Source organism: Caballeronia sp. SL2Y3 (assembly GCF_022879575.1).
Classification (GTDB): Bacteria; Pseudomonadota; Gammaproteobacteria; order Burkholderiales; family Burkholderiaceae; genus Caballeronia.
On record NZ_CP084263.1, the window covers coordinates 59,262 to 83,450 of the forward strand.

Annotated in this window: 24 protein-coding genes; 13 read left to right on the forward strand and 11 right to left on the reverse strand. The window is 63.8% G+C overall.

The genetic code is table 11. The annotated features are described in order from the left end of the window. The first annotated feature begins 5 nt into the window (after positions 1 to 5). From LDZ26_RS22595 to LDZ26_RS22605, 3 genes are read left to right on the forward strand one after another with little or no spacing between them, the layout of a single operon-like run. Positions 6 to 947, forward strand: coding sequence for a sugar-binding protein (locus LDZ26_RS22595; RefSeq protein WP_244851533.1), 942 nt, complete (start codon positions 6 to 8; stop codon positions 945 to 947). Then, complete coding sequence (locus LDZ26_RS22600) at positions 944 to 2,467, forward strand: sugar ABC transporter ATP-binding protein (RefSeq protein ID WP_244851534.1); 1,524 nt, start codon at positions 944 to 946, stop codon at positions 2,465 to 2,467. Before LDZ26_RS22595 ends, LDZ26_RS22600 begins: the two co-directional genes overlap by 4 nt. 30 nt (positions 2,468 to 2,497) lie before the next feature. Beyond that, positions 2,498 to 3,154: an aspartate/glutamate racemase family protein gene (locus LDZ26_RS22605; protein WP_244851535.1), complete on the forward strand. Its 657-nt coding sequence runs from the start codon at positions 2,498 to 2,500 to the stop codon at positions 3,152 to 3,154. On the opposite strand, the gene LDZ26_RS22610 is transcribed toward LDZ26_RS22605, so the two are convergent. Continuing rightward, on the reverse strand, positions 3,151 to 3,861 hold the full coding sequence (locus tag LDZ26_RS22610) for a Crp/Fnr family transcriptional regulator (protein WP_244851536.1): 711 nt from the start codon (positions 3,859 to 3,861) through the stop codon (positions 3,151 to 3,153). The two genes, LDZ26_RS22605 and LDZ26_RS22610, sit on opposite strands and share 4 nt — an antisense overlap. Positions 3,862 to 4,223: 362 nt before the next feature. On the opposite strand from LDZ26_RS22610, the gene LDZ26_RS22615 reads away from it, so the two are divergent. From LDZ26_RS22615 to LDZ26_RS22655, 9 genes are all read left to right on the forward strand, one after another. Beyond that, the gene (locus LDZ26_RS22615; RefSeq protein WP_244851537.1) at positions 4,224 to 4,919 is read left to right on the forward strand and encodes a GntR family transcriptional regulator; all 696 of its coding nucleotides are present in this window, start codon (positions 4,224 to 4,226) and stop codon (positions 4,917 to 4,919) included. Between the two features lie 45 nt (positions 4,920 to 4,964). Beyond that, complete coding sequence (mtnK, locus tag LDZ26_RS22620) at positions 4,965 to 6,233, forward strand: S-methyl-5-thioribose kinase (protein WP_244851538.1); 1,269 nt, start codon at positions 4,965 to 4,967, stop codon at positions 6,231 to 6,233. An 11-nt stretch (positions 6,234 to 6,244) separates the two neighbouring features. Further along, positions 6,245 to 7,324 carry an S-methyl-5-thioribose-1-phosphate isomerase gene (gene mtnA / locus LDZ26_RS22625; RefSeq protein WP_244851539.1) on the forward strand — a complete coding sequence of 360 codons (1,080 nt, stop codon included), beginning with the start codon at positions 6,245 to 6,247 and terminating at the stop codon, positions 7,322 to 7,324. Beyond that, positions 7,321 to 7,989: a class II aldolase/adducin family protein gene (locus LDZ26_RS22630; protein WP_244851540.1), complete on the forward strand. Its 669-nt coding sequence runs from the start codon at positions 7,321 to 7,323 to the stop codon at positions 7,987 to 7,989. The genes mtnA and LDZ26_RS22630 overlap by 4 nt, the downstream gene beginning before the upstream one ends. A 59-nt stretch (positions 7,990 to 8,048) precedes the next feature. Continuing rightward, the gene (locus LDZ26_RS22635) at positions 8,049 to 9,182 is read left to right on the forward strand and encodes a sugar ABC transporter substrate-binding protein (RefSeq protein WP_244851541.1); all 1,134 of its coding nucleotides are present in this window, start codon (positions 8,049 to 8,051) and stop codon (positions 9,180 to 9,182) included. Positions 9,183 to 9,236: 54 nt separating this feature from the next. After that, complete coding sequence (locus LDZ26_RS22640; protein WP_244851542.1) at positions 9,237 to 10,772, forward strand: sugar ABC transporter ATP-binding protein; 1,536 nt, start codon at positions 9,237 to 9,239, stop codon at positions 10,770 to 10,772. Beyond that, positions 10,769 to 11,770, forward strand: coding sequence for an ABC transporter permease (locus LDZ26_RS22645; protein WP_244851543.1), 1,002 nt, complete (start codon positions 10,769 to 10,771; stop codon positions 11,768 to 11,770). Before LDZ26_RS22640 ends, LDZ26_RS22645 begins: the two co-directional genes overlap by 4 nt. Positions 11,771 to 11,831: 61 nt before the next feature. Then, on the forward strand, positions 11,832 to 12,842 hold the full coding sequence (locus tag LDZ26_RS22650; protein ID WP_244851544.1) for a dihydroxyacetone kinase subunit DhaK: 1,011 nt from the start codon (positions 11,832 to 11,834) through the stop codon (positions 12,840 to 12,842). Between the two features lie 13 nt (positions 12,843 to 12,855). Beyond that, the gene (locus LDZ26_RS22655) at positions 12,856 to 13,491 is read left to right on the forward strand and encodes a DAK2 domain-containing protein (RefSeq protein ID WP_244851545.1); all 636 of its coding nucleotides are present in this window, start codon (positions 12,856 to 12,858) and stop codon (positions 13,489 to 13,491) included. 32 nt (positions 13,492 to 13,523) lie between these two features. On the opposite strand, the gene LDZ26_RS22660 is transcribed toward LDZ26_RS22655, so the two are convergent. The 5 genes from LDZ26_RS22660 to LDZ26_RS22680 all read right to left on the reverse strand — a co-directional run bounded on the left by LDZ26_RS22660 (position 13,524) and on the right by LDZ26_RS22680 (position 17,330). Further along, positions 13,524 to 14,273, reverse strand: coding sequence for an IclR family transcriptional regulator (locus LDZ26_RS22660; RefSeq protein WP_244851546.1), 750 nt, complete (start codon positions 14,271 to 14,273; stop codon positions 13,524 to 13,526). Between the two features lie 19 nt (positions 14,274 to 14,292). After that, positions 14,293 to 15,045: an amino acid ABC transporter ATP-binding protein gene (locus tag LDZ26_RS22665; RefSeq protein ID WP_244851547.1), complete on the reverse strand. Its 753-nt coding sequence runs from the start codon at positions 15,043 to 15,045 to the stop codon at positions 14,293 to 14,295. Next, positions 15,042 to 15,686 (reverse strand): amino acid ABC transporter permease, encoded by a 645-nt coding sequence (locus LDZ26_RS22670; RefSeq protein WP_244851548.1) that lies wholly within the window; start codon positions 15,684 to 15,686, stop codon positions 15,042 to 15,044. Before LDZ26_RS22670 ends, LDZ26_RS22665 begins: the two co-directional genes overlap by 4 nt. A gap of 21 nt (positions 15,687 to 15,707) precedes the next feature. Next, the gene (locus tag LDZ26_RS22675; protein ID WP_244851549.1) at positions 15,708 to 16,424 is read right to left on the reverse strand and encodes an amino acid ABC transporter permease; all 717 of its coding nucleotides are present in this window, start codon (positions 16,422 to 16,424) and stop codon (positions 15,708 to 15,710) included. Between the two features lie 69 nt (positions 16,425 to 16,493). Further along, the gene (locus LDZ26_RS22680) at positions 16,494 to 17,330 is read right to left on the reverse strand and encodes a transporter substrate-binding domain-containing protein (RefSeq protein ID WP_244851550.1); all 837 of its coding nucleotides are present in this window, start codon (positions 17,328 to 17,330) and stop codon (positions 16,494 to 16,496) included. Between the two features lie 172 nt (positions 17,331 to 17,502). Here LDZ26_RS22680 and LDZ26_RS22685 point away from each other — a divergent pair, with 172 nt between their 5' ends. After that, complete coding sequence (locus tag LDZ26_RS22685) at positions 17,503 to 17,874, forward strand: DUF3253 domain-containing protein (RefSeq protein WP_244851551.1); 372 nt, start codon at positions 17,503 to 17,505, stop codon at positions 17,872 to 17,874. Positions 17,875 to 18,027: 153 nt separating this feature from the next. On the opposite strand, the gene chrA is transcribed toward LDZ26_RS22685, so the two are convergent. The 5 genes from chrA to LDZ26_RS22710 form a co-directional block, all read right to left on the reverse strand. Next, on the reverse strand, positions 18,028 to 19,263 hold the full coding sequence (gene chrA / locus LDZ26_RS22690) for a chromate efflux transporter (RefSeq protein ID WP_244851552.1): 1,236 nt from the start codon (positions 19,261 to 19,263) through the stop codon (positions 18,028 to 18,030). A gap of 629 nt (positions 19,264 to 19,892) precedes the next feature. Beyond that, positions 19,893 to 21,098 carry an MFS transporter gene (locus LDZ26_RS22695; RefSeq protein ID WP_244851553.1) on the reverse strand — a complete coding sequence of 402 codons (1,206 nt, stop codon included), beginning with the start codon at positions 21,096 to 21,098 and terminating at the stop codon, positions 19,893 to 19,895. Positions 21,099 to 21,216: 118 nt separating this feature from the next. Further along, the gene (gene fabI / locus LDZ26_RS22700) at positions 21,217 to 21,999 is read right to left on the reverse strand and encodes an enoyl-ACP reductase FabI (protein ID WP_244851554.1); all 783 of its coding nucleotides are present in this window, start codon (positions 21,997 to 21,999) and stop codon (positions 21,217 to 21,219) included. Between the two features lie 11 nt (positions 22,000 to 22,010). Further along, positions 22,011 to 23,225 (reverse strand): acetate/propionate family kinase, encoded by a 1,215-nt coding sequence (locus tag LDZ26_RS22705; RefSeq protein ID WP_244851555.1) that lies wholly within the window; start codon positions 23,223 to 23,225, stop codon positions 22,011 to 22,013. 4 nt (positions 23,226 to 23,229) lie between these two features. Further along, entirely contained in the window at positions 23,230 to 24,168 is a 939-nt protein-coding gene (locus LDZ26_RS22710) for a phosphate acetyltransferase (RefSeq protein WP_244851556.1), read from the reverse strand. Positions 24,169 to 24,189: the final 21 nt, after the last annotated feature.

Consider the following 24,189-nt stretch of genomic DNA (forward strand, 5'->3'; position numbering starts at 1 on the left):
GAAGCATGAAGACCACGCCAAGAATTATCGCGGGCTTGACGCTCGCGCTTTGCGCGACGCTCGGCAGCGCAGCGCACGCGAAGGAGGGGAAGGACATATCGGTCGCCGTGATTCCCAAGGTCGCGGTGCCGTTCTTCGACGACTGCAACAAGGGCGCGCAGTCCGCCGCAGACAAGGCCGGCGTCAAGTATCAATGGGTCGTGCCGCAGAACACGCAGGGCTCGACGCAAGTGCAGATCATCGAAGACCTCATCTCGCGTCACGTGGATGGCATCGCCATTTCCGTGAACGAGCCCAAGTCGGTCGAAGGCGTCATCAAGCGGGCCGCGCAAAGCGGCGTGAAAGTCCTGACCTACGATTCGGATTCGCCGAAGAGCGGCCGCTCGATGTACATCGGCACGAACAACGTGCAGGCAGGCGAGACGATGGCCGACACGATGGGCCGTGCGTTGAACGGCAAGGGCGAAGTCGCGATCGTGACGGGGCAGCTCGGCGCGGTGAACCTCAACGAGCGCATCACCGGCATCAAGAAGGGTCTCGCGAAGTACCCGGGTATCAAGATCGTCGAGACGCAGGGCACGGACGACGACCTCGCGCGCGGCGTGTCCGTTGTCGAGACGACGCTGCGCGCGCATCCGAACCTGAACGGCATCTTCGGCGTGAGTCAGGTCGGCGGCCCGGCGGTCGCGAAGGTGCTCAATACGAAGGAATTCGGCGCGATGAAAGGCAAGCTCGAAGTGCTCGCCTTCGACGACCTCCCGGATACGCTCAAGGGTCTGAGAGAGGGCTACATTCAGGGCATCATGGTGCAGCGTCCGGTGACGATGGGCTCGCTCGCGGTTCAGCATCTCGTTGCGCAGATCCAGGGCAAGGAGACGCAGGAGAAGGACATCGATACGGGCGTCACCGTGGTGACGAAGGACAACATCGGCAGCTATACCAAATGACGCCCGCCGGCGACCGTACGAAGCCCTTTCTGGAGATGCGCGGCATCTCCAGAACGTTTCCGGGCGTGAAGGCGCTCGACCACGTCGATCTGGCCATCTACAGAGGCGAAGTGCTCGCGCTCGCCGGCGAAAACGGTGCGGGCAAGAGCACGCTCATGAAGGTGCTGACAGGCGTGTATGCGCCCGATCCCGGCGGCGTCATCCTCGTCGAAGGCCGCGAAGTGACGATCGCGAACAGCAATCATGCGCGCGCGCTCGGCATCAACATCATCTATCAGGAGCTGGCGGTCGTCGAGAATCTGACGGTCGGCGAGAACATCTTTCTGGCGAAGGAGCCGCTCACGCGCTTCGGCCTCATCGATCGCGCGCGCATGCATCGTGAAGCGCGCGAGGTGCTCCAGATGATCGACATGGACGTCGATCCGGCGACGCGCGTAAGCGAACTGAGCGTGGGCCAGCGGCAGATGATCGAGATCGCGAAGGCGCTGTCCGCGCAGTCGAAGGTCATCGTGATGGACGAGCCGACCGCATCGCTCAGTCATCACGAAACGAGCGTGCTGCTGGGACTCGTGAAGCGCTTGCGGGAGCGGGGCATTGCTGTGGTCTACATCTCGCATCGGCTCGAAGAGGTCTTCGAACTCGCGGATCGCGTGACCGTGCTGCGCGACGGCCGCACGGTCAGCACCATGCCGATCGACCGCGTGACGCGTGAAACGCTCGTGCGTCAGATGGTCGACCGCGAGTTGAGCGAGCTTTATGGCGAGCCGCAATCGCACGCGAGCAGGCACCCGGTGCTCGAAGTGCGCGATCTTTCGCTCAGGCAAAGCAAGTCCGCCGATGCACGCATACGCGATATCAGTTTCACGCTGCATCGCGGCGAAGTGCTGGGTATCGCGGGGCTCGTCGGCTCCGGACGCACGGAGATCATGGAGATGATTTTCGGCATGCGCCCCTCGACCGGCTCGATCCTGATGGAGGGCAAGCCGGTCGCGATCCGCAATCCGCATGATGCGATTCGCGCGGGCATCGGCTTCGTCACCGAGGACCGCAAGGCGCAAGGGCTCGTACTCGGCATGAGCGTGCGCGAGAACTTCAGCCTCACGCATCTCTCGCGCTATTCGCCGTTCCAGTTCGTGCAGCAGGCGCGCGAGCGGTCCAGTTGCGCGGAGTACGTGCGCATGCTCGGCATCAAGACGCCGGGCGTCGAGCAAAAAGTGGTGAACCTGAGCGGCGGCAATCAGCAGAAGATCGTCATCGCGAAGTGGGTCGCGCGGCAACCGAAGGTGCTGATCGTCGATGAGCCTACGCGCGGCATCGATATCGGCGCGAAGGCGGAAGTGCATGCGCTCATTGCGCGGCTCGCGTCCCAGGGCATCGGCGTGATCGTGATTTCGTCGGACCTGCTCGAAGTACTCGCCGTGAGCGATCGCATTCTGACCGTGCGCGAAGGGCGCATCAGCGGCGAGTTGCGCCGCGAGGAAGCAAACCAGGAGAAGGTGATGGCGCTTGCCACTGCCTGACATCAACTCATTCGAACGTTAGAGCGAAGCATGGCAAAGATCGTCGTAGTGCATACCGGACCCGTTACCGTCGAGCCGCTCAAGGCGCAATTCGCAGAGCAGTTGCCGGGCGATCGCGTCATCAACATCGTGGACGACAGCCTGCTTGCCGATGTGCGCGCAGCAGGACGCCTGACGCCCGAAGTGACCGCGCGTCTCTACGCGTACATGTCGAGCGCGCAGGGCATGGGTGCGGACATCATTCTGAATGCATGCTCATCGGTCGGCGAAGCGACGGATCTGCTTCGCGGCCTCATTCGCACGCCCATTGTCAAAGTCGATGAGTCAATGGCCGAAGAAGCGAGCGCGCTCGGCGCGCGTGTCGGTGTGGTCGCGACGGTGTCGACCACGCTCGAGCCCACCGTCCGTCTCATTCGCAGCAAGGCGGCGGAGCACGGACGGCAGGTCGATGTGACCGAATGCATCGCGCAAGGCGCATTCGAGGCGCTGCTCGCGGGGGACGCGGGCCGGCACGACGACATCGTGAAACGCGCGATCATCGAACTGGCCGATCAGGTCGACGTGATCGTGCTGGCGCAGGTTTCGATGGCGCGTCTCGTGCCCGCGCTCTCCCTTGCCGTGCCGGTGCTGTCGAGCCCGCAAAGCGGCGTGGCCGCCGTCAAGCGGGCACTCGCGAATATCGCCTAAGCCGTCGCGAGCGCGTGCGTTCTGCCGATGAAGCGCGAGACGAACGCGGGCGTCAGCACGATCTTGCGATCGCGCATGTCGACGAGACCTTCGGCCTTGAGATCGCTGATATGCCGGTTCACCGATTCGCGCGACGTGCCGATGAATTCCGCGAGCTTGTCCTGCGCGATCGGCAAGTCGATGAGGATCGCATCGCCATGGTCGGCGTAATCGCAAGCGATGCCCACTTGACCCGAGAACATCACGAGGATGTTGGTGAGCCGCTTGCGCACGTCGTGCAGCGAAAGGTTCTCTATCAACTGCTGCGCTTCCTGCCAGCGCAGATAGTGGTTGCGCAGCACGAACTGGTTGATGACGTCATAGCGCGCGAGCAGGTCCTTGAAATCCTGCTTGCGGATGAAGCAGACCATGCTCGGCGCGAGCGTCTGTGCGTGATGCGAATAGTTCGCCTGATTCAACACGTCGCCGTCGCCGAAAATCATGCCGGCCTTCACGAACGCCAGCGTGATTTCCTGACCGTCCTCGGTCAGCCGGTATAGCCTCACGCTGCCGCTCTTGAGCAGATAGACGTGCTCGCTCGATTCATCGGGGCGATAAACGATGGTGTTCTTGCGCAGCGTTCGGTGATCGCTGAACGCGGGCATTACCTCGTCGAGGCAATTGCGCTGGATAAGTGAAAGCAGTTCGCTCTTGCCGACAAACCACATTGCCGTCTCCTTGGGGTTGCCTTTCGATCGGCTCTCTTTCCGGGCGCTCGTTCGTGGGCGCATGCGGAGCCGTACTTCAGGACGGCTCATTCTACACACGCAAGCATTCGCCGGTGTCTCATGCCGCGTGCGTTGCACCGCATTTTTTCCCGCGCGGCGATGCGCGTTATTGCAATGCGACGAGCGCATGCGCCAGCGTGGGCGGGCTTGCGTGACCGAAAATGCTGCAAGCGCGGAATCTCGCTCAAGTAGACGAACCCGTGCAGCTAAGGGAAAATCCCGACAGGAACATCAGACGTCTGATGTATATTTGACCTCATGCCACCTGCGGGAGTCCCATGCGTCTAAGCGTCGAGCGTTCGATGAGCGACAAGATTCAGGAGTCGCTTCTCACGATGATTCGTGAGCGCAAGCTCAAGCCCGGCGACCAGATTCCGACGGAAATCGAGCTATGCGAGCTGCTGGGCGTGGGGCGATCGAGTCTGCGCGAAGCGGTCGCGCAAATGATCTCGCATGGGCTGCTCGAACGCGTGCAAGGCAGAGGCACGTTCATCAGACAAATTTCGCTCAAGCTGCAAGGCGGGCTGGATGATCTGATGTCCGTGACCGACATGATCAAGAGCGTCGGCGCGGTGCCGTCGACGAGCCGCATTCGCATGGACATCGTCGGGGCATCGGAGAGTCTTGCGGACAAGCTGGGTATCGAGGCAGGCGACGAATGCGTGCGCATCGAGCGCGTGCGCCGCGCGGACGACGCCATTGCCGCGTACTGCATCGACACCATTCCGAAGACGTTGTTCGATGCCGCGGACGGAGAACTGGGTGAGTCGCTGTTCGGCATGTTCGCGCGTACCGGGCGCCGTTTGTCCCACACGCACACGTCGATACAGCCGACCATTCTCACGCCGCGCGACTTGCCCGAACTGGGCGATGGCTTCGGTCTGTTTCTGCTGCTGGACGAAGTAGATTTCGATCAAAGCGGCGAGCCGCTTTGCTATAGCAACGACTACTACAACACGAGCATCTTCAAGTTCGACCTGGTGCGCAAACGTCGCTGAAGCGTTCCGCTGACCTGCGCGCTCAACACATCGGAGGAGACACCGATGGAGTTCGAAGCATTCACCGCAGCCGCACTTGCCGATTACCTCGGCGGCATCCCCGAAGTGCGCGCGCGGCTGGGCGATCCCGATGATCTGGAGATCGTCGAAGTGGGGGACGGCAATCTCAACTTCGTGTACTTCGTGACCAATGCGAAGGCGCGCGAGCGCAGCGTCGTCGTCAAGCAAGCGCCGCCGTTTCTGCGGCTCGTCGGCAAGAACTGGCCGCTGTCCTGCCAGCGCATGGAGCATGAAGTCGCGGCGTTGCGACGCTTCGGCGCGTTGTGTCCGCAGCATGTGCCGCAGGTCTTTCACGCGGACAGCAAGCGCTTCCTGATGGTCATGCAGCATCTTTCGTCGCATCGCATCTTGCGGCACGGGCTCATGGACGGCGTGCGGTATCCGCTCATGGCCGAGCATCTGTCGACGTATCTCGCGCAGACGCTCTTCTTCGGCTCGGATCTCTATCTCTCGCCCGACATCAAGAAGCAGGCCGTGGGCGGCGCCGTGAACGCGGAGTTGTGCAAGATCACCGAAGACCTCGTCTTCACGTTTCCGTTCGAAGACCATCCGTCCAACGTCTACAGCGCCGCCTTGCCGAAGTCCGCGCTCGACCGCCTGCGCACCGACGATGCATTGCGCCTCGCCGCCGCCGACATGAAATGGGCGTTCATGAATCATGCGGAAACGCTGCTGCACGGCGACCTGCACACCGGCTCGATCATGGTCAACGAGCGCGAGACCTATGTCATCGATCCGGAGTTCGCGTTCTACGGGCCGATGGGCTTCGACATCGGCGCGCTGATCGCCAACCTGCTGCTCGCGTATTTCTCGCGCGATTATCACGGCCGCCTCGATGGCGGCGATCCCGGCGCGTATCAGGAATGGCTGCTCGATCAGACGGCGCGCATCTGGAATGGCTTCAGCGCGAAGTTCCTCGCGCTCTGGCGCGATCACGAAAGCCGGAGCGGCCGGCCTTTCATCGGCGGATCGGCGGATAGCCGCGCGGCCGAGGCCTACCGCGCGCACTTCATGCGGCGGCTTCTGGCGGACACGCTGGGCTTCGCGGGCTGCAAGATGATCCGGCGCATCGTCGGCATGGCGAAGGTCGCGGAAATCACGCGCATTCCCGACGCCGACGTGCGCGCGCAAATCGAAGTGCGCTGCCTGCGCTGTGCCGAAGCGCTGCTCGTGCAGCGCGCCGCTCTGACCGGCATCGAAGATGTCACCCTGCTCGCGCGCGACATGCAGCGCGAGGCCGTCGAACAACGCTGACTGGAGCACGAATGAATTCGCAGCCCTTGTTTCCTGCGCTCGCGCCCACCATCGAGTGGCGTGACGGCAAACTGCTGCTGCTGAACCAGACGCGCCTGCCGCACGAGATCGTGGTGGAGCATGTCGCCGATGCCGCCGCCGTGTGGCGCGCCATTCACGAACTGCGCGTGCGCGGCGCGCCTGCCATCGGCGTCGCGGCGGCATATGGGCTATGCGTCGCGATGCAGGATGCGCGCGCGTTGCCCGTGACGCGGTTCCGAGCGGAACTGGAACGGCGCGCCGCGTGGCTCGACAGCGCGCGTCCCACGGCGGTCAATCTGAGCTGGAGCCTTGCGCGCATGGTGCGGCGCGCGCGCGAATGCGACGCGCAGGATGGCGCGGCGCTCTACGACGTCCTCGTCGATGAAGCAAAGCGCATCCACGAGGAAGACATCGCGCTATGCGAAGGCATCGGGCTGCATGGCATGTCCCTCATCCGGCCGGGCAGCGGCGTGCTCACGCACTGCAATGCAGGCGCGCTCGCGACCACCGGTCTCGGAACGGCGACGGCGCCCATTTACGCGGCGCATCGCGCGGGCGTCGCATTCAACGTCTTTGCCGATGAAACCCGGCCCCTGCTGCAAGGCGCGCGTCTCACGGCGTTCGAGTTGCAGCAGGCGGGCGTCGACGTGACGCTCATCATGGATGGCGCGGCGGCTTCGATCATGTCGCAGGGTCTCGTGGATCTCGTGATCGTCGGGACGGACCGCGTGGCCGCGAACGGCGACTTTGCGAACAAAATCGGCACGCTGGGGCTCGCGATCGCCGCGCGCCACTACGGCATACCGTTCTATGTCGCGTGTCCTTCTTCGACGCTGGACTTTTCGACCGCGACGGGCGAGCGCATCGAGATCGAGGAGCGCTCGGCGACCGAAGTGACGCATCTCGCCGGGCAACGTATCGCGCCGGACAACATCAAGGCGCGCAATCCTGCATTCGATGTGACGCCGCATGCCCTCGTGACCGGCTTCATCACGGAACGGGGCATCGTCGAAGCGCCGTTCGAGCGGTCGCTCAGAAACCTCTTTGCCGCGGAAGGCAACGCGGCATGAGCGCGACGGATGAGGACACGCTGCGCCGGGCCATCGTGGAAACGGCGCTCGAAATGGAACGCCTCGGCATCAATCAGGGCACGTCGGGCAATGTCAGCGCGCGTCTGGGCGACGGCCTGCTGATTACGCCGAGCGGCGTTCCGGCACGCGAGCTGGACGCCGCGAGCATCGTGTATCTGCCGCTCGACGTGCGCGACGACGATGACGTGCTTCGCTTGAAACGGCCTTCGTCGGAATGGCGTATTCATCGCGACCTGCTGCGCGCGCGCCCGGACATGCATGCGGTGGTGCACACGCACTCGACGGCGGCAACCGCGCTCGCCATTCACGGCCGCGATATACCGGCCGTTCACTACATGGTGGCGGCTGCGGGCGGCGAGTCGATACGCTGCGCGCCGTATGCGCTCTTCGGCACGCAGGCGCTATCGGATCACGCGCTCGCTGCACTGGAAGGAAGACGCGCGTGTCTGCTCGCGCATCACGGCGTCGTCGCGCTCGGCGCGGATCTCGCCCGCGCCGTGTGGCTCGCGCATGAAGTGGAAGTGCTCGCGAGGCAATATCTGCTCGCGTTGCAGCTTGGCACGCCGCCTCTCCTCAGCAACGAGCAGATGGACGACGTGCTGGAACGATTCAAGACGTACGGCAAGCGCAGCAATAACGATTGACACCCCGCGACACGACCTGAAGCTAACTGCAATGAACAACTCATACAAAGGAGACAGTGATGGCCTGGAGTTCTGCACGATTCGATAGTTGGGGAACGTTCGGCAAATCCACCGGGGCGCTGCTGCTTTGCGCCGCCGCGCTCGCGGGATGCAACAAGAGCGAAAACACATCGTCGGGCAGCGGTTCCGCGAAGAGCGCCAGCGAAAGCGCGAGCGCGCCGGCAAGCGGGCCGGCAAGCGCACCGGCAAGCGCACCAGCGGCGGCCGCCGCGAGCGGCGCGAAGCCGAAGATCGGCTTCTCGATCGCGACGTTGAACAACGCGTTCTTCGTGGGCCTGAAGGCCGGCGTCGAGCGCGGCGCGAAGGATCAGAACTTCGACCTCGTGCAGACCAACGCGAACGGCGATGCGCAGCAGCAAGTGAACGATGCGCTCAATCTGCTGAGTCAGGGCGTGACGGCGCTCGTGCTCAATCCGATCGATTCGAAGGCGATCATCCCGGCCGTCGAGAAAGCGAACCAGATGAACATTCCCGTCTTCACGCTCGATCGCGGATCGGATGGCGGCAAGGTGACGTCCTTCGTCGCGTCGGACAACGTCGCGCTCGGCCAGACGGCGGCGAAGTGGATCGCGGAGCAGCTCAAGAAGCGATACGGCTCGGAGAAGGGCAACGTCGTCGACCTGATCGGTCTCGTCGGCACCACGGCGGCGACCGATCGCGAGAAGGGCTTCAGCGACGAGATCGCGAAGTATCCGGACATCAAGGTCGTGGCTCGCCAGGAGGGCGCATTCGACCAGGAGAAGTCGCTCAACGCGATGACCAACATCCTGCAGAAGTATCCGCAGATCGACGCGGTATTCGGCGCCAACGACGACAATACCGTGGGCGCGGAGAAAGCCATCGACAACGCGGGGCGCTACAAGCCGCTCGACGACAAGGCGCACATCATGGTGATCGGCGCGGACGGAACCGCACAGGCCCTCTCCGCGATTCGCGCGGGCAAGCAGGACGCGACCATCTCGCAGAACCCCATCAAGATGGCGGCAAAGTCGTTGCAGTTCATCGCGGACTTCAACGCGAAGAAGGACGTCCCCGCGAATTATGCGTGGCCGACCATGCTCATCGACAAGTCGAACATCGACTCGGACGCGGTCAAGCAGTACGGCCTCTGGTCCGAAGAGGTGAAGCAGTAAGGTCAACCGGCGGCCGCGCGTTTCGAGGCGCGCGGCCGCGAGCGGAATGCGAACATGACAGTCGAAACCGAACCGCGCACGCGCGCGCCTTCGAGCACGAAGGCGCCGCTTCTGCGCATGCAGGGCATCGTCAAGAGCTTTCCCGGCGTGAAGGCGCTGCGCGGCGTGAGTCTTGAATTGCAGGCCGGACATGTGATGGCGATCGTCGGCGAGAACGGCGCGGGCAAGTCGTCGCTCGTGAAGACGCTTTCGGGCGCTTACGAGCCGGACGAAGGCGACATCGAAATCGACGGCGAGCCACTTGCGCGCGGCACGAACGCCGCCATCGACGCCGGCGTTGCGGTCATCTATCAGGAGCTTTCGCTCATCAACGACATGACGGTCGCGGAGAACCTGTTTCTCGGCCGCATGCCCGCGAGCAACGGCTTCGTGAGGCAACGCGAGGCGCATGCGATGGCGCGCGAGGCGCTCTCGCGCGTGGGGCTCGACGACGTAGCGCCGTGGATGCGCCTCGGCGATCTGCCGCTCAACAAGCGGCAACTCGTGGAAGTCGCCAAGGCCATCGCACGCGACGCGCGCATTCTCGTGATGGACGAGCCGACCGCCGCGCTGCAAAGCCACGACATCGAGAACCTGTATGCGGTCGTGCGGCGCCTGCGCGAAGAAGGACTCGGCATCATCTTCATCTCGCACCATCTGGAAGAAGTGTTCGAGCTGGCGGATTCGGCAGTCGTGATGCGCGATGGCGCGACCGTGGGCGCGCGTCCCATGTCGCAATGGACCGAAGCCGAACTCGTGCAGGCGATGGTCGCGCGCAATCTCGAATCGTTCTATCCGTGGGAGCCGCGCGACTACGGCGAGGTCGTGCTCGAAGTGCGCAAGCTCGCGAGCGCGCCTCTGCTGCGCAACGCGAGCTTCACGGTGCGCGCGGGCGAGATCGTCGGCATTGCGGGCATTGCGGGCGCGGGCCGCACGGAATTGCTGAAGACCATCTTCGGCGCGCTGCCCGCCACGCATGGCGAGATCTTCGTGAAAGGCAGGAAGGTCTCGAATCATTCGCCGACCGAAGGCGTTCGTCACGGGCTCGTCTATACGTCGGAGGATCGCAAGCTCGAAGGGCTCGTGCTCGATGCCAGCATCGAAGAGAACATTGCGCTGTCGAGTCTCAGAGCGCTCGCGAGCGGCGGCTTCGTGCGCGGCGCGAGAAAGCGCAAGCTCGCGCAGGACGCGAGCACGCGCTTCGGCGTGCGCGCTTCGTCCGTGCTGCAAATCACGGGGACGCTCTCGGGCGGCAACCAGCAGAAGGTCATTCTCGGACGCGCCACCGCGACGAATCCCGCCGTCATCATGCTCGATGAACCGACGCGCGGCATCGACGTGGGCGCGAAGACCGAGATCTACGCGCATATGGTGGCGATGGCCCGCGCGGGCGCGGCGGTCGTCATGGTCAGCTCGGAACTGCCGGAACTGCTCGGCATGTCGGATCGCGTGCTGGTGATGTATCGCGGCAGCATCGTGACTGAAATACCGCGCGACAAGGCGGACTCCGAAACGGTGATTCAATGGGCAACGACAGGAGCAGGGGCATGACATCCACGGCAGCCAACCGGGCGGACACCGAAGCGCTGTCGCGCCGCGTGATCCGTCAACTGAGAAGCGGCATCGGGCCATTGTTCGCGGCGCTCGTCATCATCTGCGTCGCGTTGTCGATTGCATCGCCGGAATTCCTCACGACGAGCACGCTCACCAACATCATGGTGCAAGTGTCCGTCGTGGGCATCGCGGCGGTCGGCGGCACCTTCGTCATCATCACGTCGGGCATCGATCTTTCGGTGGGATCGCTCGTCGCGCTGAGCGGCATGGTCGCCGCGACCTTCATGGCGGGATCGAGCCCGGATGCGGTCGGTCTCGGCATGGGCGGCCTCTTCATTGCGCTGGCGACGGGCGCGGCGGTCGGGGCGATCAACGGCTTCGCCATCTCATGGCTGCGACTCGTACCGTTCATCGTGACGCTCGCCGCGATGGCAATGGCACGCGGCCTCACGCTTGCCATCTCGGACGGCCGCACGAAGTTCGACTTCCCGAACGCGTTCACCGTGTTCGGCGCGAAGGCCATCGCGGGCCTGCCGATGCCGATGATCGTGATGCTCGTCGTGTTCGTCATCGGCCACGTATTGCTGCGCAAGACCACGTTCGGGCATCAGGTGTTCGCGGTCGGCGGCAATCAGGAGGCCGCGCGCCTCGCGGGCATTCCGGTGCGGCGCGTCGTGTTTCTCACCTACATGCTCGCCGGCGTCACGGCGGCGATCGCGGGCATCGTGCTCGCGGGACGGTTGAATTCGGCGCTGCCGTCGGCTGCGAACGGTCTCGAGCTTCAGGTCATCGCCGCCATCGTGATCGGCGGCACGTCGCTCGCGGGAGGGCGCGGCTCGATCGTCGGCACGTTTATCGGCGTCGTGCTGATCGGCGTGATCAACGTCGGTCTGTCGCTGCTGGGCGTGAATCCGTTCTGGACGCAATTCATTCAGGGTGGAGTGATCTTCGCCGCGGTCCTGCTGGATGCACTGAGCCAGCGACGCAAGCTGTGAAACACGCGACGTCAACACATAACGCAGGACATCGAGAGACAAACCAAGGAGACACGCGAAGATGAAGAAGATCATCAACAACCCGGAAACCTTCGTCGATGAGATCATCGACGCGCTCTTGCTCGCGCATCCGAAATGGATCAAGGCGGCGAACGCGGACAAGCGCGCGCTCGTTCGCGCCGATGCGCCCCGCGAAGGCCGCGTAGGCATCGTGACGGGCGGCGGATCGGGCCATATGCCGGGATTCTTAGGCTACGTGGGCGAAGGCTTGTGCGGCGGCGTGGCGGTGGGCAACGTGTTCTCGTCGCCATCGTCGGAACAGATTCTGGAGGCCACCAAAGGCGTGAATGGCGGCGCGGGCGTGCTCTACGTGTACGGCAATTATGGCGGCGACGTGCTCAACTTCGATCTCGCGTCGGACCTCGCGGATGCGGAAGGGATCGAAGTGAAGACCGTCGTGCTGACCGATGACGTCGCATCGGCGCCGAAGGAGCGCGCGTCCGACCGGCGCGGCGTCGCGGGCATGGTGTTCGCGTTCAAGTGCGCGGGCGCGGCGGCCGAACGCGGCGACTCGCTGGACGAAGTGGCCCGCATCTGCGCGAAGGCCAATGCGAACTGCCGCACCATGGGCGTCGGCCTTTCGCCGACCATTCTGCCCGCGGCCGGCAAGCCCACCTTCACGCTGCCGGATGGCGAGATGGAGATTGGCATCGGCATTCACGGTGAACCGGGAACGCATCGCGGCGCGCTGCAATCGGCCGATGCCATCGCCGAGAATCTGATGCGCCAGATTCTCGACGATCTCGCGGCACCCAAGGGCTCGCGGCTTGCGCTGCTCGTCAACGGCTTGGGCGCGACGCCGCTCGAAGAACTGTATCTGCTGTATCGGCGCGCGGCGAAGATCGCCGAGGGTGATGGCCTGTCGATCGCGTGGTCGTATGTCGGCGAATACGTGACGAGTCTGGAAATGGCGGGGGCATCCATCACCGTCATGCTGCTCGACGATGAACTCGAAGCGCTGCTCGCAGCTCCAGCGCATTCTCCCTTCTTTCGCGAAGGCACGCGTGCCTGATCAGGAAACCTAAATGATTACGACGAGACAAATGCGGGATCTGCTATCCCACGCATTGAGTGAGCTTCCGTCTCATGCCGACGAGCTGCGCGATCTCGATGCCGCACTCGGCGACGGCGATCTCGGCATCACCGTGCGCGCGGGATCGGAAGCGGTCGTCAAGGCAATCGGCGCGCTGCCGGACGAGGCGACGCTCGGCGACGTGCTGCTCGCCGCAGGGAAGGCTTTTTCGACGGCCAATCCGTCGACATTCGCGGCATTGGTGGGCGGCGGCCTGCTTGCCGCCGCGAAGACGGTGCAGGGCAAGGATGCGTTGGGACGCGACGAGGCGCTCGCCATCGGGCGGGCGGTGGCGTCACGCATTACCGAGCGCGGCAAGAGCAAGATCGGCGATAAGACCGTGCTTGATGCGCTGACGCCGAGCCTGGACGTGCTGGAGGCATCGCAGGGAAGCGCGGCCGAGACGCTCGACGCGATGATCGCCACGGCGAGCGAACGCGTCGTGGAAACCGCGAAGATGCAGTCGCAGAAGGGCCGCGCGGCGTGGGTGCAGGAGCGGAGCATCGGCCATCCGGACCCCGGCGCGACGGCCTATGTGCGTTTTCTGGAAGCGTTGCGCAGGGCGGTCGATCAGGGCGCGTCGGCGTGAATGCGCGGGCATGCGGCGCGCGCCCGTGAAGGCTATCGGTGCGAGAGCGCGCGCGCCGATTGCAGGAGGTCGTCGAGCATGGCCTGCCGGCGGTCCGGAGTGGTGTCGCGGCCTGTCATGAAGCAGAGCGCCGCGACCGGCGTGCCGGCCCGGTCGCGAACGGGCGCGGCCATGCATAGGCGAAACGCGTTCGAGAGTCCCTCGGTGCAGCAGTAGCCGAGGTCGCGCGCGAGCTCTACATCGCGCATGAATGCGTGGAAGTCGATACGAACGCCGTTGTCGAGAACGAAGTCTTCCTGCGGAATCAACGCGCGGATCTCGTCGGCGTTCATGTGGCCGAGCAAGAGGCGTCCGGTCGCGGTCCACGGAATCGGCACTCTCACGCCGATGTCGGAACTGATGTTGAAAGGGCGCGCGCTGTTCTCCGATAGAACGACGGTGTACTTGTTACCCTCCAGCATGCACAACTGCGCGGTTTCCTCGTGCTTGCGCACCAGCGCGAGAATCGATTGATGCGCGCGGCTGATCAGGTCGTTGTGCGTTGCGTAGTCGGACCCGTAGTAATGCATCTCCCGTCCGAAGAAGACGCTGCCGTCGGCGGTGCTTTCCAGCCAGCCGACTTCGGCGAGGATAGCGACGAGTTCATAGATGCTCGATCGCGGAGCACCGGTCGCTTCGATCAGCTCGCGAATCGACATGGGACGCTGCGCAATATGCAGTTGCCTGAACATCGCAATCACGCGATCCACGCCCCGGGCGCGCGACGATTCCATCACAGCCATTCATCCGCTCCATCGTGCGTCAATGATCGAGCACCCGATGCAGAAACTGCCGGGTGCGCTCGTTCGACGGATTGACGAACATCTGCTCGGGATCGCCTTGCTCCGCGATGACGCCCTTGTCCATGAACACCACGCGATCGGCCGTTTTGCGCGCGAATCCCATCTCGTGCGTGACGACCACCATCGTCATGCCATCGCGCGCGAGACCGCGCATCACGTCGGTGACTTCGCCGACGAGTTCGGGATCGAGCGCAGAGGTCGCTTCATCGAAGAACATGATGCCGGGCTCGACGGCAAGCGCCCGGGCAATGGCGACGCGCTGCTGCTGTCCGCCGGACAACTGGCTCGGATAATGATCCGCGCGCTCGGCGAGCCCCACGCGATCGAGCACGTCCATCGCGCGCTTCCGTGCATCGGCAGGACTCATCTTGCGCGCCTTGATCAACGCGAGCGTGACGTTGCCTAGCGCGGTCTTGTGTGGAAACAGATTGAACTGCTGGAACACCATGCCGACGTGACCACGAATGTCGCGCGCGCGTTTCGGGTCGTGCAGCGGTACGTCGTTGACCCAGACTTCGCCGGAATCCGCCGTTTCGAGGCCCGCCATGATGCGCAGCACCGTGCTCTTGCCCGATCCCGATGCGCCGATGAGTACGAGCACTTCGCCCGCACGCACGTCGATATTGATTTCGTCGAGCACGCGCGTTGCGCCGAATGCCTTGCTGACGCGCGTGAGCGCAATGACGGGCTTGTTCTGGCTTTGCTCGCTCACGAGAGTCTCCTGCGGTCATGGTGGCGCACCCACTGCGAAAGCGGGAAGCACACGACGAAGTAAATGAGTGCGACGAGCCCGTAGATTTCGACGGGCTTGCCGATCCGGTCGACAATGGCTTGTCCGCCGTGCATCAGTTCCGACATGCCGATCATGCTGACGATGGACGTGTCCTTGATGAGCGACAGATACTGTCCGACGAGCGGCGGCAGCACGATCCTTCCGGTCTGCGGCAGCACGACGGCGCTGAAGGTCTGCATGCGCGACAGTCCGAGGATCTGCGAGACTTCCCACTGGCCTTTCGGCACCGCCTCGATTCCCGAGCGGAACACTTCGGCGATATAGGCGCCCTGATAAACGCTCAGACCGACGACGCCGGCAGCGAACACGTCGATGGCATAGCCGAAGTAAGAGACGCCGAAGTAGATGAACATCAGCGTGATGAGAACCGGCGTGCCGCGAAAGAGTTCGACGTAGAGCCTGGCGATACGGTCCGTGCCCCACGGCCCGAACGTTCGCAGCACGGCGGCGAGAAGTCCGATCAGCGTGCTGCCGACGATGGCCGCGACCGACAGCAGCAGTGTCGTCACGAGACCCTGCAACAGGATCGACAGACTGGTTCGCAACAATTCGAGTGACATGATCCGGCTCCGGTTCGCGGCTCAGGCGCGATTGGCGCGGCGCAACGTGAAAGCGCCGAACCGCGCGCGCGGCGGCACGACGAGCGGTGGATGAAACAGCTTCGCGCCGATGCGGCTCGCGAGCCACGACAGCACGTTGCTCAGCACCAGATAGGCAACGAGCACGACCGCGAATGTCTGAACGTAGAGCAGCGTGCGCGAGTTGATGACCGTCGCGGTTCCGGTCAGCTCAGGCAGCGCGATAGCGGACAAGAGCGACGTGCCGAGCAGCAACTGGATCAGGTAGTTGACGATCGCCGGATAGACGGCGCGGGCGGCCTGGGGCAAGACGATCTCGGACATGATCTGTGCGCGCTCCAGACCGAGGATTGCCGCAGCTTCCAGTTGCCCGCGCGGCACCGACTGAATGCCTGCGCGAAACACTTCCGACAGGTAGGCGCCGACATTCAGTCCGAGCGCGATGACGCCTGCCCAGTAGGCATCGAGCGCGATGCCCGCCGACGGCAAGCCGAAGAACACGATGAAGATCTGGAGAAGCACCGGCGTGTTGCGGATAACTTCGACGTACGCCCGCGCGAGAAAACGAACCACGCCGAGCGGTGACATGCTCGCCAGCGCGGCCACGAGGCCCAGAAAGATCGCGAGCACGAACGCGAGAAGCGTGACCTGCAGAGTCAGCCAGCCGGCTTTCAGGAACTCTGGAACATAGCCCCACAGGGTCAACCACTCATAGCTCATGTCCTTCTCCCTATCGGATCTATCGGTCCTATCGGTCCGTCCTCGGCCGGCGATCCCGTCATGCGGCGCTCAGAATTGCGGATTGAGCGGAAAGCGCGGATCGACGCCGAACCACTTCTTGTAAAGCTGCGCGTTCACCTTCGACGCATTGATGTTGAAGAGGAACAGGTTAAGGTAGTTAAGCCACGCCTGATCGCCGGCTTTCACGCCGAACGCGTTGTACTCCAGCGGCACCAGCGCTTCGTTGGTCACGGTCAGTTCGGGGTCCAGCTTGGCCTGATAGGCGAGGAAGTTGTTGTCCTCGATCATCGCGTCGGCTTGCCCTTGCTTGACTGCGAGAATAGCGGCCTGCGAACTGTCGTATTCCTGAATCTTGACCTGCATGTTCAGCGAGCGGACTTCATCGCCGTTGGTCGAACCTTTCACGGTCGCGATTGTGCGGTTAGTCATGTCCTTTACCGACTGAATGCCGCTGCTCTTCTTGACCAGCAGCGCTTCGCTCGCGACGACGTACGGCGACGTGAATTCGATGACCTTCGCGCGTTCGAGGTTGCGGGTGAAGTTGCAGAAGACGACATCCACCTTGCTCGTCTGCAGATTCGGAATGCGGTTGGCGCTGGTCGTGTTCACGACTTCGAGCTTGACGCCCATCTGCTTAGCCAGCTCTTTCGCGAGATCGACGTCATAGCCGTCCGGCTGGCCGTCCTTGTCGTAGAAGCCGAACGGCGCGAAGGTCAGACAGTCGCCGACGCGCAAGGTCCCGCGTTGCAGGACCGCTTGCAGCGTCGAGGAAGTCGTTGCCGCAGGGCTTTCGGCTGGGGTGGAGACCTTTGTGCATGCCGACAAGGCAATCGCGCCGATGACGAGGAGAGCGGCCGCTTTGCCGCGTAGAGCAACGAATTTCATATGCAGGTCCTGATTCCAGGGTGGACGAGGGACCGGTTCCAGAACTGCATCCGAAAGGCACCGGAGTCTGTGGGTGGTGTCCGATATATCGGACGGGCATCTGACTGTTTGGATTCGGGATCAGTGTCGACCGAGAGTATTTCGGCGGCAAGCAGCCTAATTACGGATTGTCTTGGGCTTTTTGATGAGATACGGGCTCGATCGTTGCGATGTGTCGAACCGAATCGTTGCGGTCCTGCCTGCTCTCGAATATTCCGTGACAGAGATGAGCGTATCGAGATCCGACATCGAAGACTGCGTGCTGCGCCTGCTTCGGGAGCGCGCCGCGACTTCCTCTATCTGTCCGTCAGACGTCGCGCGCGCCCTGGCTGACGATGAAGCCGCGTGGCGCGCGCTGATGCCTGTGGTCAGGCAGGTCGCCTCGGCACTGGCGATCGAAGGGCGCATCATCGTCACGCAAGGAAGCGCAACGGTGCACCCGGACGCGATCAGTCACGGGCCTATCCGCTTGCGACGCGGGCCGACGTTCGAGCAAGCAGAGTGATGCGCAGCGTGGGTTCCGTATGCCTGAAAGCTCTTCATGGAACGTCCAGGCGAACGCGGTCATCGCAATGAATGCGCGGAGTCATCTGCAAGAATGCACGGCGAGCGGTCTACGGACGCCCTTGTCGGCGTTCCCGCAAACTAGCCTCTGATGTCAATGCAAAACGCCTTGCGCGATTCCCGCCAGCGCGCAACCGATTACCACGACAAGCGGCGGAATCTTCCAGCGCACCAACAGGAAAAAGCCGATGACAGCGATCGCGAAGTCGGACGCGGTATGCACGGCGCTGGTCCAGACCGGCGAGTAGAGTGCTGTCGCCAGTAACCCGACAACGGCCGCATTGACGCCGGACAACATGGCAGCCATCGACGGCCGGGCTCGCAGCGCTTGCCAGAACGGCAAGGCCGCCAGCACGAGCAAGAGACCGGGGAGGAAGATGCCGGCGGTCGCGAGCATCGCTCCCCACGCGTGACCGCTTGTCCCGCCCATCGTCCAGCCGAGAAAGGCAGCAAATGCGAATAGCGGGCCCGGAATAGCCTGTGCAGCGCCGTATCCCGCGAGAAAGTCGTTCGACGATACCCAGCCCGTCGCCACGGTTTCCTGCTGAAGAAGCGGAAGCACGACGTGACCGCCGCCGAACACGAGTGCGCCCGAACGGTAGAACGCATCGAACAGGCGGATTGCGTGCGTGGGATCGGTCGCGATCAAGACCGGAAGTCCGAAAAGGAGAACGCAAAACACGATCAGCGCGATCGCGCCGGCCGCGCGCGGCACATGAAACGCCTCAGCGCGTTCATGCGTCACAGCGCGGCTTCCCGCCGTGGCTTCGCGGCACAGCGCAATGCCGAGCAGCGCGCCCGTCACGATGACGATGAGCTGCGCGTAGACGGTCGTCAGCGCTGCGAGGATCGCGATGCTAGCGAGCGCGATGCCCGCCCGGCGATGATCGGGACACAAGCGCCGCGCCATGTCCCATACGGCTTGCGCAACGACGGCAACGGCAACGAGTTTGAGCCCATGAATCAGGCCGCTGCCCACCGGGCCGCCAAGAGACGGCGCGAGGATCGCGAAGCCGATCAACAGTGCGACAGACGGCAGCGTGAATCCACACCACGCGGCGATCCCGCCGAGCCAGCCCGCGCGCAGCAAGCCGATGGAGAAGCCCGCCTGGCTGCTGGCCGGTCCGGGCAGGAATTGGCAGAGACCGACGAGATCGGTGAAGGTTTCGTCGCTGAGCCAGCGGCGGCGCTCGACAAACTCGCGGCGGAAATAGCCGATGTGCGCGACCGGTCCGCCGAACGACGTCAGCCCCAGCTTCAGGAAGACCAGCAGCACCTCGAGCGCAGAGCCTGGCCAACGCCGGCTGGATATCAAAGTGTTTGCTTGCATCTAGGGCTTCCAATCATCGAGTGCGACAAGCGCGACGGGAGGCAGTGCGCGGCATCAGTCGCCGTCACGAACATCATGGCGATCGTCTCGAAAGGGGTGTGCATGGTTATCGGCGCGCTCGAGATCGGCTTGGTCATAGAGTTGCTCTCCGAGCCGGTACGGGCGCCTATATTAGCGGCATTCCGCTGGCGCTGGTCACAGGCAGTTGCCTCGCGTGCTGGTGACACCAATTCAGTAATTGATCGCGCGGGCGATGCCGCGTCGGCCATGTTAGTACCACGAGTCGGCACGGCCGGAGTCAATTGCACAATAGACCTGCTGGAAATAGCCCGCCTGAGCCGCGACGTCGCGCAGCGATCGCAGGAATGCGCGCGTGAAGGCCGCACTGACTACAGCAGACCCAGCGGGTCGCGGTCTTGTCGATCACGATGACGGCATATCCGCAAGGGCCGACTCGGTCGAAGGTATCGAGGTGAACAGCATGCGCATATGACGCTCGCTGGTGCTTCCAGCGCCCGGAACGACGAACAGTTGCAAGCATGCGCTTGCCTCGCGGTCATGGTCGTGCCCGGGCGAGCGGTCGAAGCGTCGATCCCCGCATGTCAACGGACCACCGCGTTCAGCGGTCGTCACCGAAGCCGACGTTGGCGGCCCAAGCAAAGCAGCAATATCGTGGCGACGCAAAACCCGGCACCGACGTAGAACGTCGCTGCGGGACTGACTCGATCCCATATCGCGCCGGCAACGGTGCTGGATAGCAACGTGACGCTCCCGCTGAACAAGTTGAAGAAGCCGAACGCCGTTCCGCGCGAGTGAGCCGGCGCAGCGTGCGCGACCATGGCCGAGAGCAAGCCCTGCGTGATGCCCATATGCATGCCCCAAAGCGCGACACCCGCGACGACCACGCCCCAGTGCGTCCCCTGCGCGAGCACGATGTCGGCGGCGATGAGAACGCCGAGGCCGCCGATCAACAACCGGGTATGACTGACTCTGTCCGCGAGCTTGCCGAATGGGTAGGCACAGAGAGCGTAGACCGCATTCATGACGACCATGACGAGAGGAACGAGCGCCGTGGGCACGCCGCTTTGCATCGCGCGGAGAACGAGAAACGCTTCGCTGAAGCGCGCCAGCGAGAATACCGCGCCCACGGCGACGACCCACCAGTAGCCACTGCCCATTTCGACGAGGTTGCGCCAGCGGATCGGATTCGCGCCTTTCGCGTCCTGCGCATATTGCGCGTGCGCGGGTTCCTTGATGCCCGTTACGAGCAGCGCAACGGCGAGCAATCCCGGTATGACCGCGATCCAGAATGCAAGGCGATAGTCGTCGGACGAGACGAGCATGATGCCGACCGCGAGCAGCGGGCCGAGGAATGCTCCGACGGTGTCGAGAGACTGACGCAATCCGTAGGCGGCGCCGCGCAGATGCGGCGGCGTGACGTCTGCAACGAGCGCATCGCGCGGCGCGCCCCGGATGCCTTTCCCGACACGATCGATGACACGGGCGCCGAGGACGACGCCGATCGTCGGCGCGATGGCGAACAGCGGCTTGCTCAATGCCCCGAGGGCGTAGCCGGCGACGGCGAGCCACTTGCGGTTCCGAAGGTAATCGCTCAGGGCGCCGGAGAACACCTTGACGATGGGCGCGGTGGCTTCCGCGAGGCCTTCGATCAGGCCAATCGTCGTGGCACTAGCGCCGAGTCCGACGAGCAGGAACATCGGAAGCAGGCTATGAATGATCTCCGACGACACGTCCATGAGCAGGCTGACGCATCCGAGCACCCAGACGCTCCGCGGTATCTGGCGAAAGATACGTTCTTTCGGTCGAATTTCCATTTTGTCGCGCCATGTCGTTTCGTCCATGCACTGCTTCAGCACCTGGACATATTCGACGATGCTCGCGAACGTTAGTTCGACCGCGTCAGCGCGGTTCGCAAGGACGGCTGGAAGTTCGTCACGCCATGATGTTCACGCCGCCATCGATATACAAGGTCTCGCCCGACAGACGGCGCGCATAAGGCGTCGCGAGGAACGCGCAGGTGAAGCCCACATCCATGATGTCGACGAGTTCGCCGAGCGGCGCGCGCTGGGCCGCCTCGGTCAGCAGCACGTCGAAGTCCTTCAGACCGGAGGCGGCCCTCGTCTTGAGCGGACCCGGCGAGATGGCGTGCACCCGTATGCCCTTCGGCCCCCGTTCATAGGCGAGATAACGGGCGCAGGCTTCCAGCGCCGCCTTGACCGGCCCCATGACGTTGTAGGTGGGCACCACCTTGTTCGCGCCGTGATAGCTCATGGTGAGCATGGTGCCGCCGTTTTTCATCAGGGGTGCGGCCAGTCGCGCCATCCGTACGAACGAGTGGCAGGAAATGTCCATCGCACGGGCGAAGCCTTCGCTGGAACTGTCGAGCAACTGGCCCTGTAAGTCCTCCTTGGGCGCCCATGCAATGGAATGGACGAGGATATCGAGTCCGCCCCATTCCTTGTCGATCCGTTCGAACACGTCTTCGAGTTCGGTCTGCCGCGATGCATCGAGCGGCATGAAGAGCGAGGCGTCGAGGTCTTTCGCAAGCGGCTCGACATAGGGTCTTGCCTTGTCGTTGGCATAGGTGATCGCAAGCGTCGCGCCGAGTTCGCGAAACGCTTTCGCGCATCCGTATGCAATCGAATGTTCATTCGCGATGCCGGTGATGAGGGCCTTTGCGTCGCGGAGAATGGGCTGCGGCGAGGTCGGTGTCATGAGAGCATCCTTCAGGCAGGCAAAGGCATGGTGTCGCCGGATGACGCCGTTGCGTTGATCGCCGCGAGCGTATGCTGGCCGATCATGAGTTCTTCATTGGTCGGTATGACCCAGACGGTCGCCTTGCTCGACGCCGCGCTGATGCAAGGGCCGCCCGAAGCGTTCGCGGCATGGTCCAGTTCGATCCCGAGCCACGCGGTGTCGCGCACCACGCGCTCGCGAATGATGCTGGCGTTCTCGCCCACGCCGGCCGTGAAAACGAGCGCGTCGATGCCCTGCATCGCGGCTACGAGCGAACCCAGTTCACGGGCGATCCGGTACGTGTACATGTCGATGGCAAAGCGCGCGCGCGGCGCGTCGCTCGCAAGCAGCGCGCGCATGTCGCTCGACATGCCCGACACGCCGAGCAGGCCCGACTGCCGGTAGATCAGATCTTCAATCTGCCGCGTGTCCATCTTCAGCTCGGACATCAGGTAAAGGATCACGCCAGGGTCCAGGTTGCCGCAGCGCGTGCCCATCAGCAGGCCGTCGACCGCGGTGAAACCCATCGTGCTCGCGACGCTCTTGCCGCCTGCCATCGCGCACATGCTCGCGCCGTTGCCGAGATGCGCGACGACCGTGCGGCCGCTCGCGGCGGCCGGCGCCAGGCGCGGCAGCACGCTCGCAATGTACTCGTACGAAAGGCCGTGGAAGCCGTAACGGCGCACGCCCTTTTCGGTGATCGAGGCGGGCAGCGCGTAAGCCTGCGCGACTTCGGACGCCGAGCGGTGAAACGCCGTATCGAAGCAGGCGACTTGCGGCAACTCCGGGCGAGTGCGCGCGATGATGCGGATCGGGTTCAGGTTATGCGGCTGGTGCAACGGTGCGAGCGGCACCAGTTTGTCGAGTTCGTCCAGCACCGCTGGCGTCACTCGCACGGGCCCCGCATACTTCTGGCCGCCATGCACCACGCGATGACCGACGGCGATAAGACGATGCCCTTCGCCGTGGCTGCGCAAGAACGCGCCGATATGCTCGATCGCGCCCTCGTGATCGATGCCCGCGTGCGCGCCCATGTCCTGCGTCGTCGTGTGACCGGCGTGGTCGGTCGCGCTGAAACGCGGCGCTGTGCCCAGTCCGTCGACCTGTCCACGCAACACGAGATGCATCGTCGTGCCGTCCACGCCGAAAGCGCGGAACTTGATGCTGGACGACCCTGCGTTCAGTACCAGAATGACGTCGGCCATGACGCTACCTCAACACGTTGTTGGGCTCGCGCCTCGCCTGCGCCACGAGCGTGGCGACCGCGCACGAGGCGAGGCGCGTCAGCAGGGCGTCGGCGCGGCTCGTCAGAATGATCGGCACGCGCGCGCCGAGCACGATGCCGGCCGCGTCTGCGCCCGCCAGGAACGAGAGGCTCTTGGCGAGCATGTTGCCCGCTTCGAGATCGGGGACCATCAGCACGTTGGCGCGTCCGGCAACCTGCGAATCGATCTGCTTGATCCGCGCGGCTTCGAGATTGATCGCGTTGTCGAGCGCGAGCGGACCGTCCACCAACGCGCCCGTCACCTGGTGTCTGTCCACCATCTTGCACAGCGCGGCGGCCTCTATCGTGGACGGCACCTTCGGATTCACGGTTTCCATCGCCGAGAGAATGGCGACGCGCACTTGCTCGAAATGCAGCGCGTGGCCCAGGTCGATAGCGTTCTGCAGGATGTCCATCTTCACGTCGAGCGACGGCGCGATGTTGATCGCAGCGTCGGTCACGATCAGCGCATGCTCGGTCTGCGGCACATCCATGACGAAGCAGTGGCTGATGCGCCGCCCCGTGCGCAATCCCGATTCGCGGTTGACGACCGCACTCATCAGCTCGTCGGTATGCAGGCTGCCTTTCATCAACGCTTCGGCCTTGCCCTCGCGCACGAGTTGCACGGCGGCCGAAGCCGCGGCATGACTGTGCGGGGCATCGACGAGCGGGTATTCGGCAATGGAGATGCCGGCTTGCGCGGCCGCTGCTTCGATGCGCTCTTTCGGTCCGACCAGTATCGGCGCGATCAGCCCCATGCGCGCCGCTTCCACCGCGCCCTGAATGGAAGTGGGATCGCACGGATGCACGACCGCCGTCTGCAACGGGGCCAGGCTCTTGCAGAACTCGATCAGCCGTTGATACTTCGCATGGTTGTTTTCCATCGTGCCTCCATCGAGAAGATG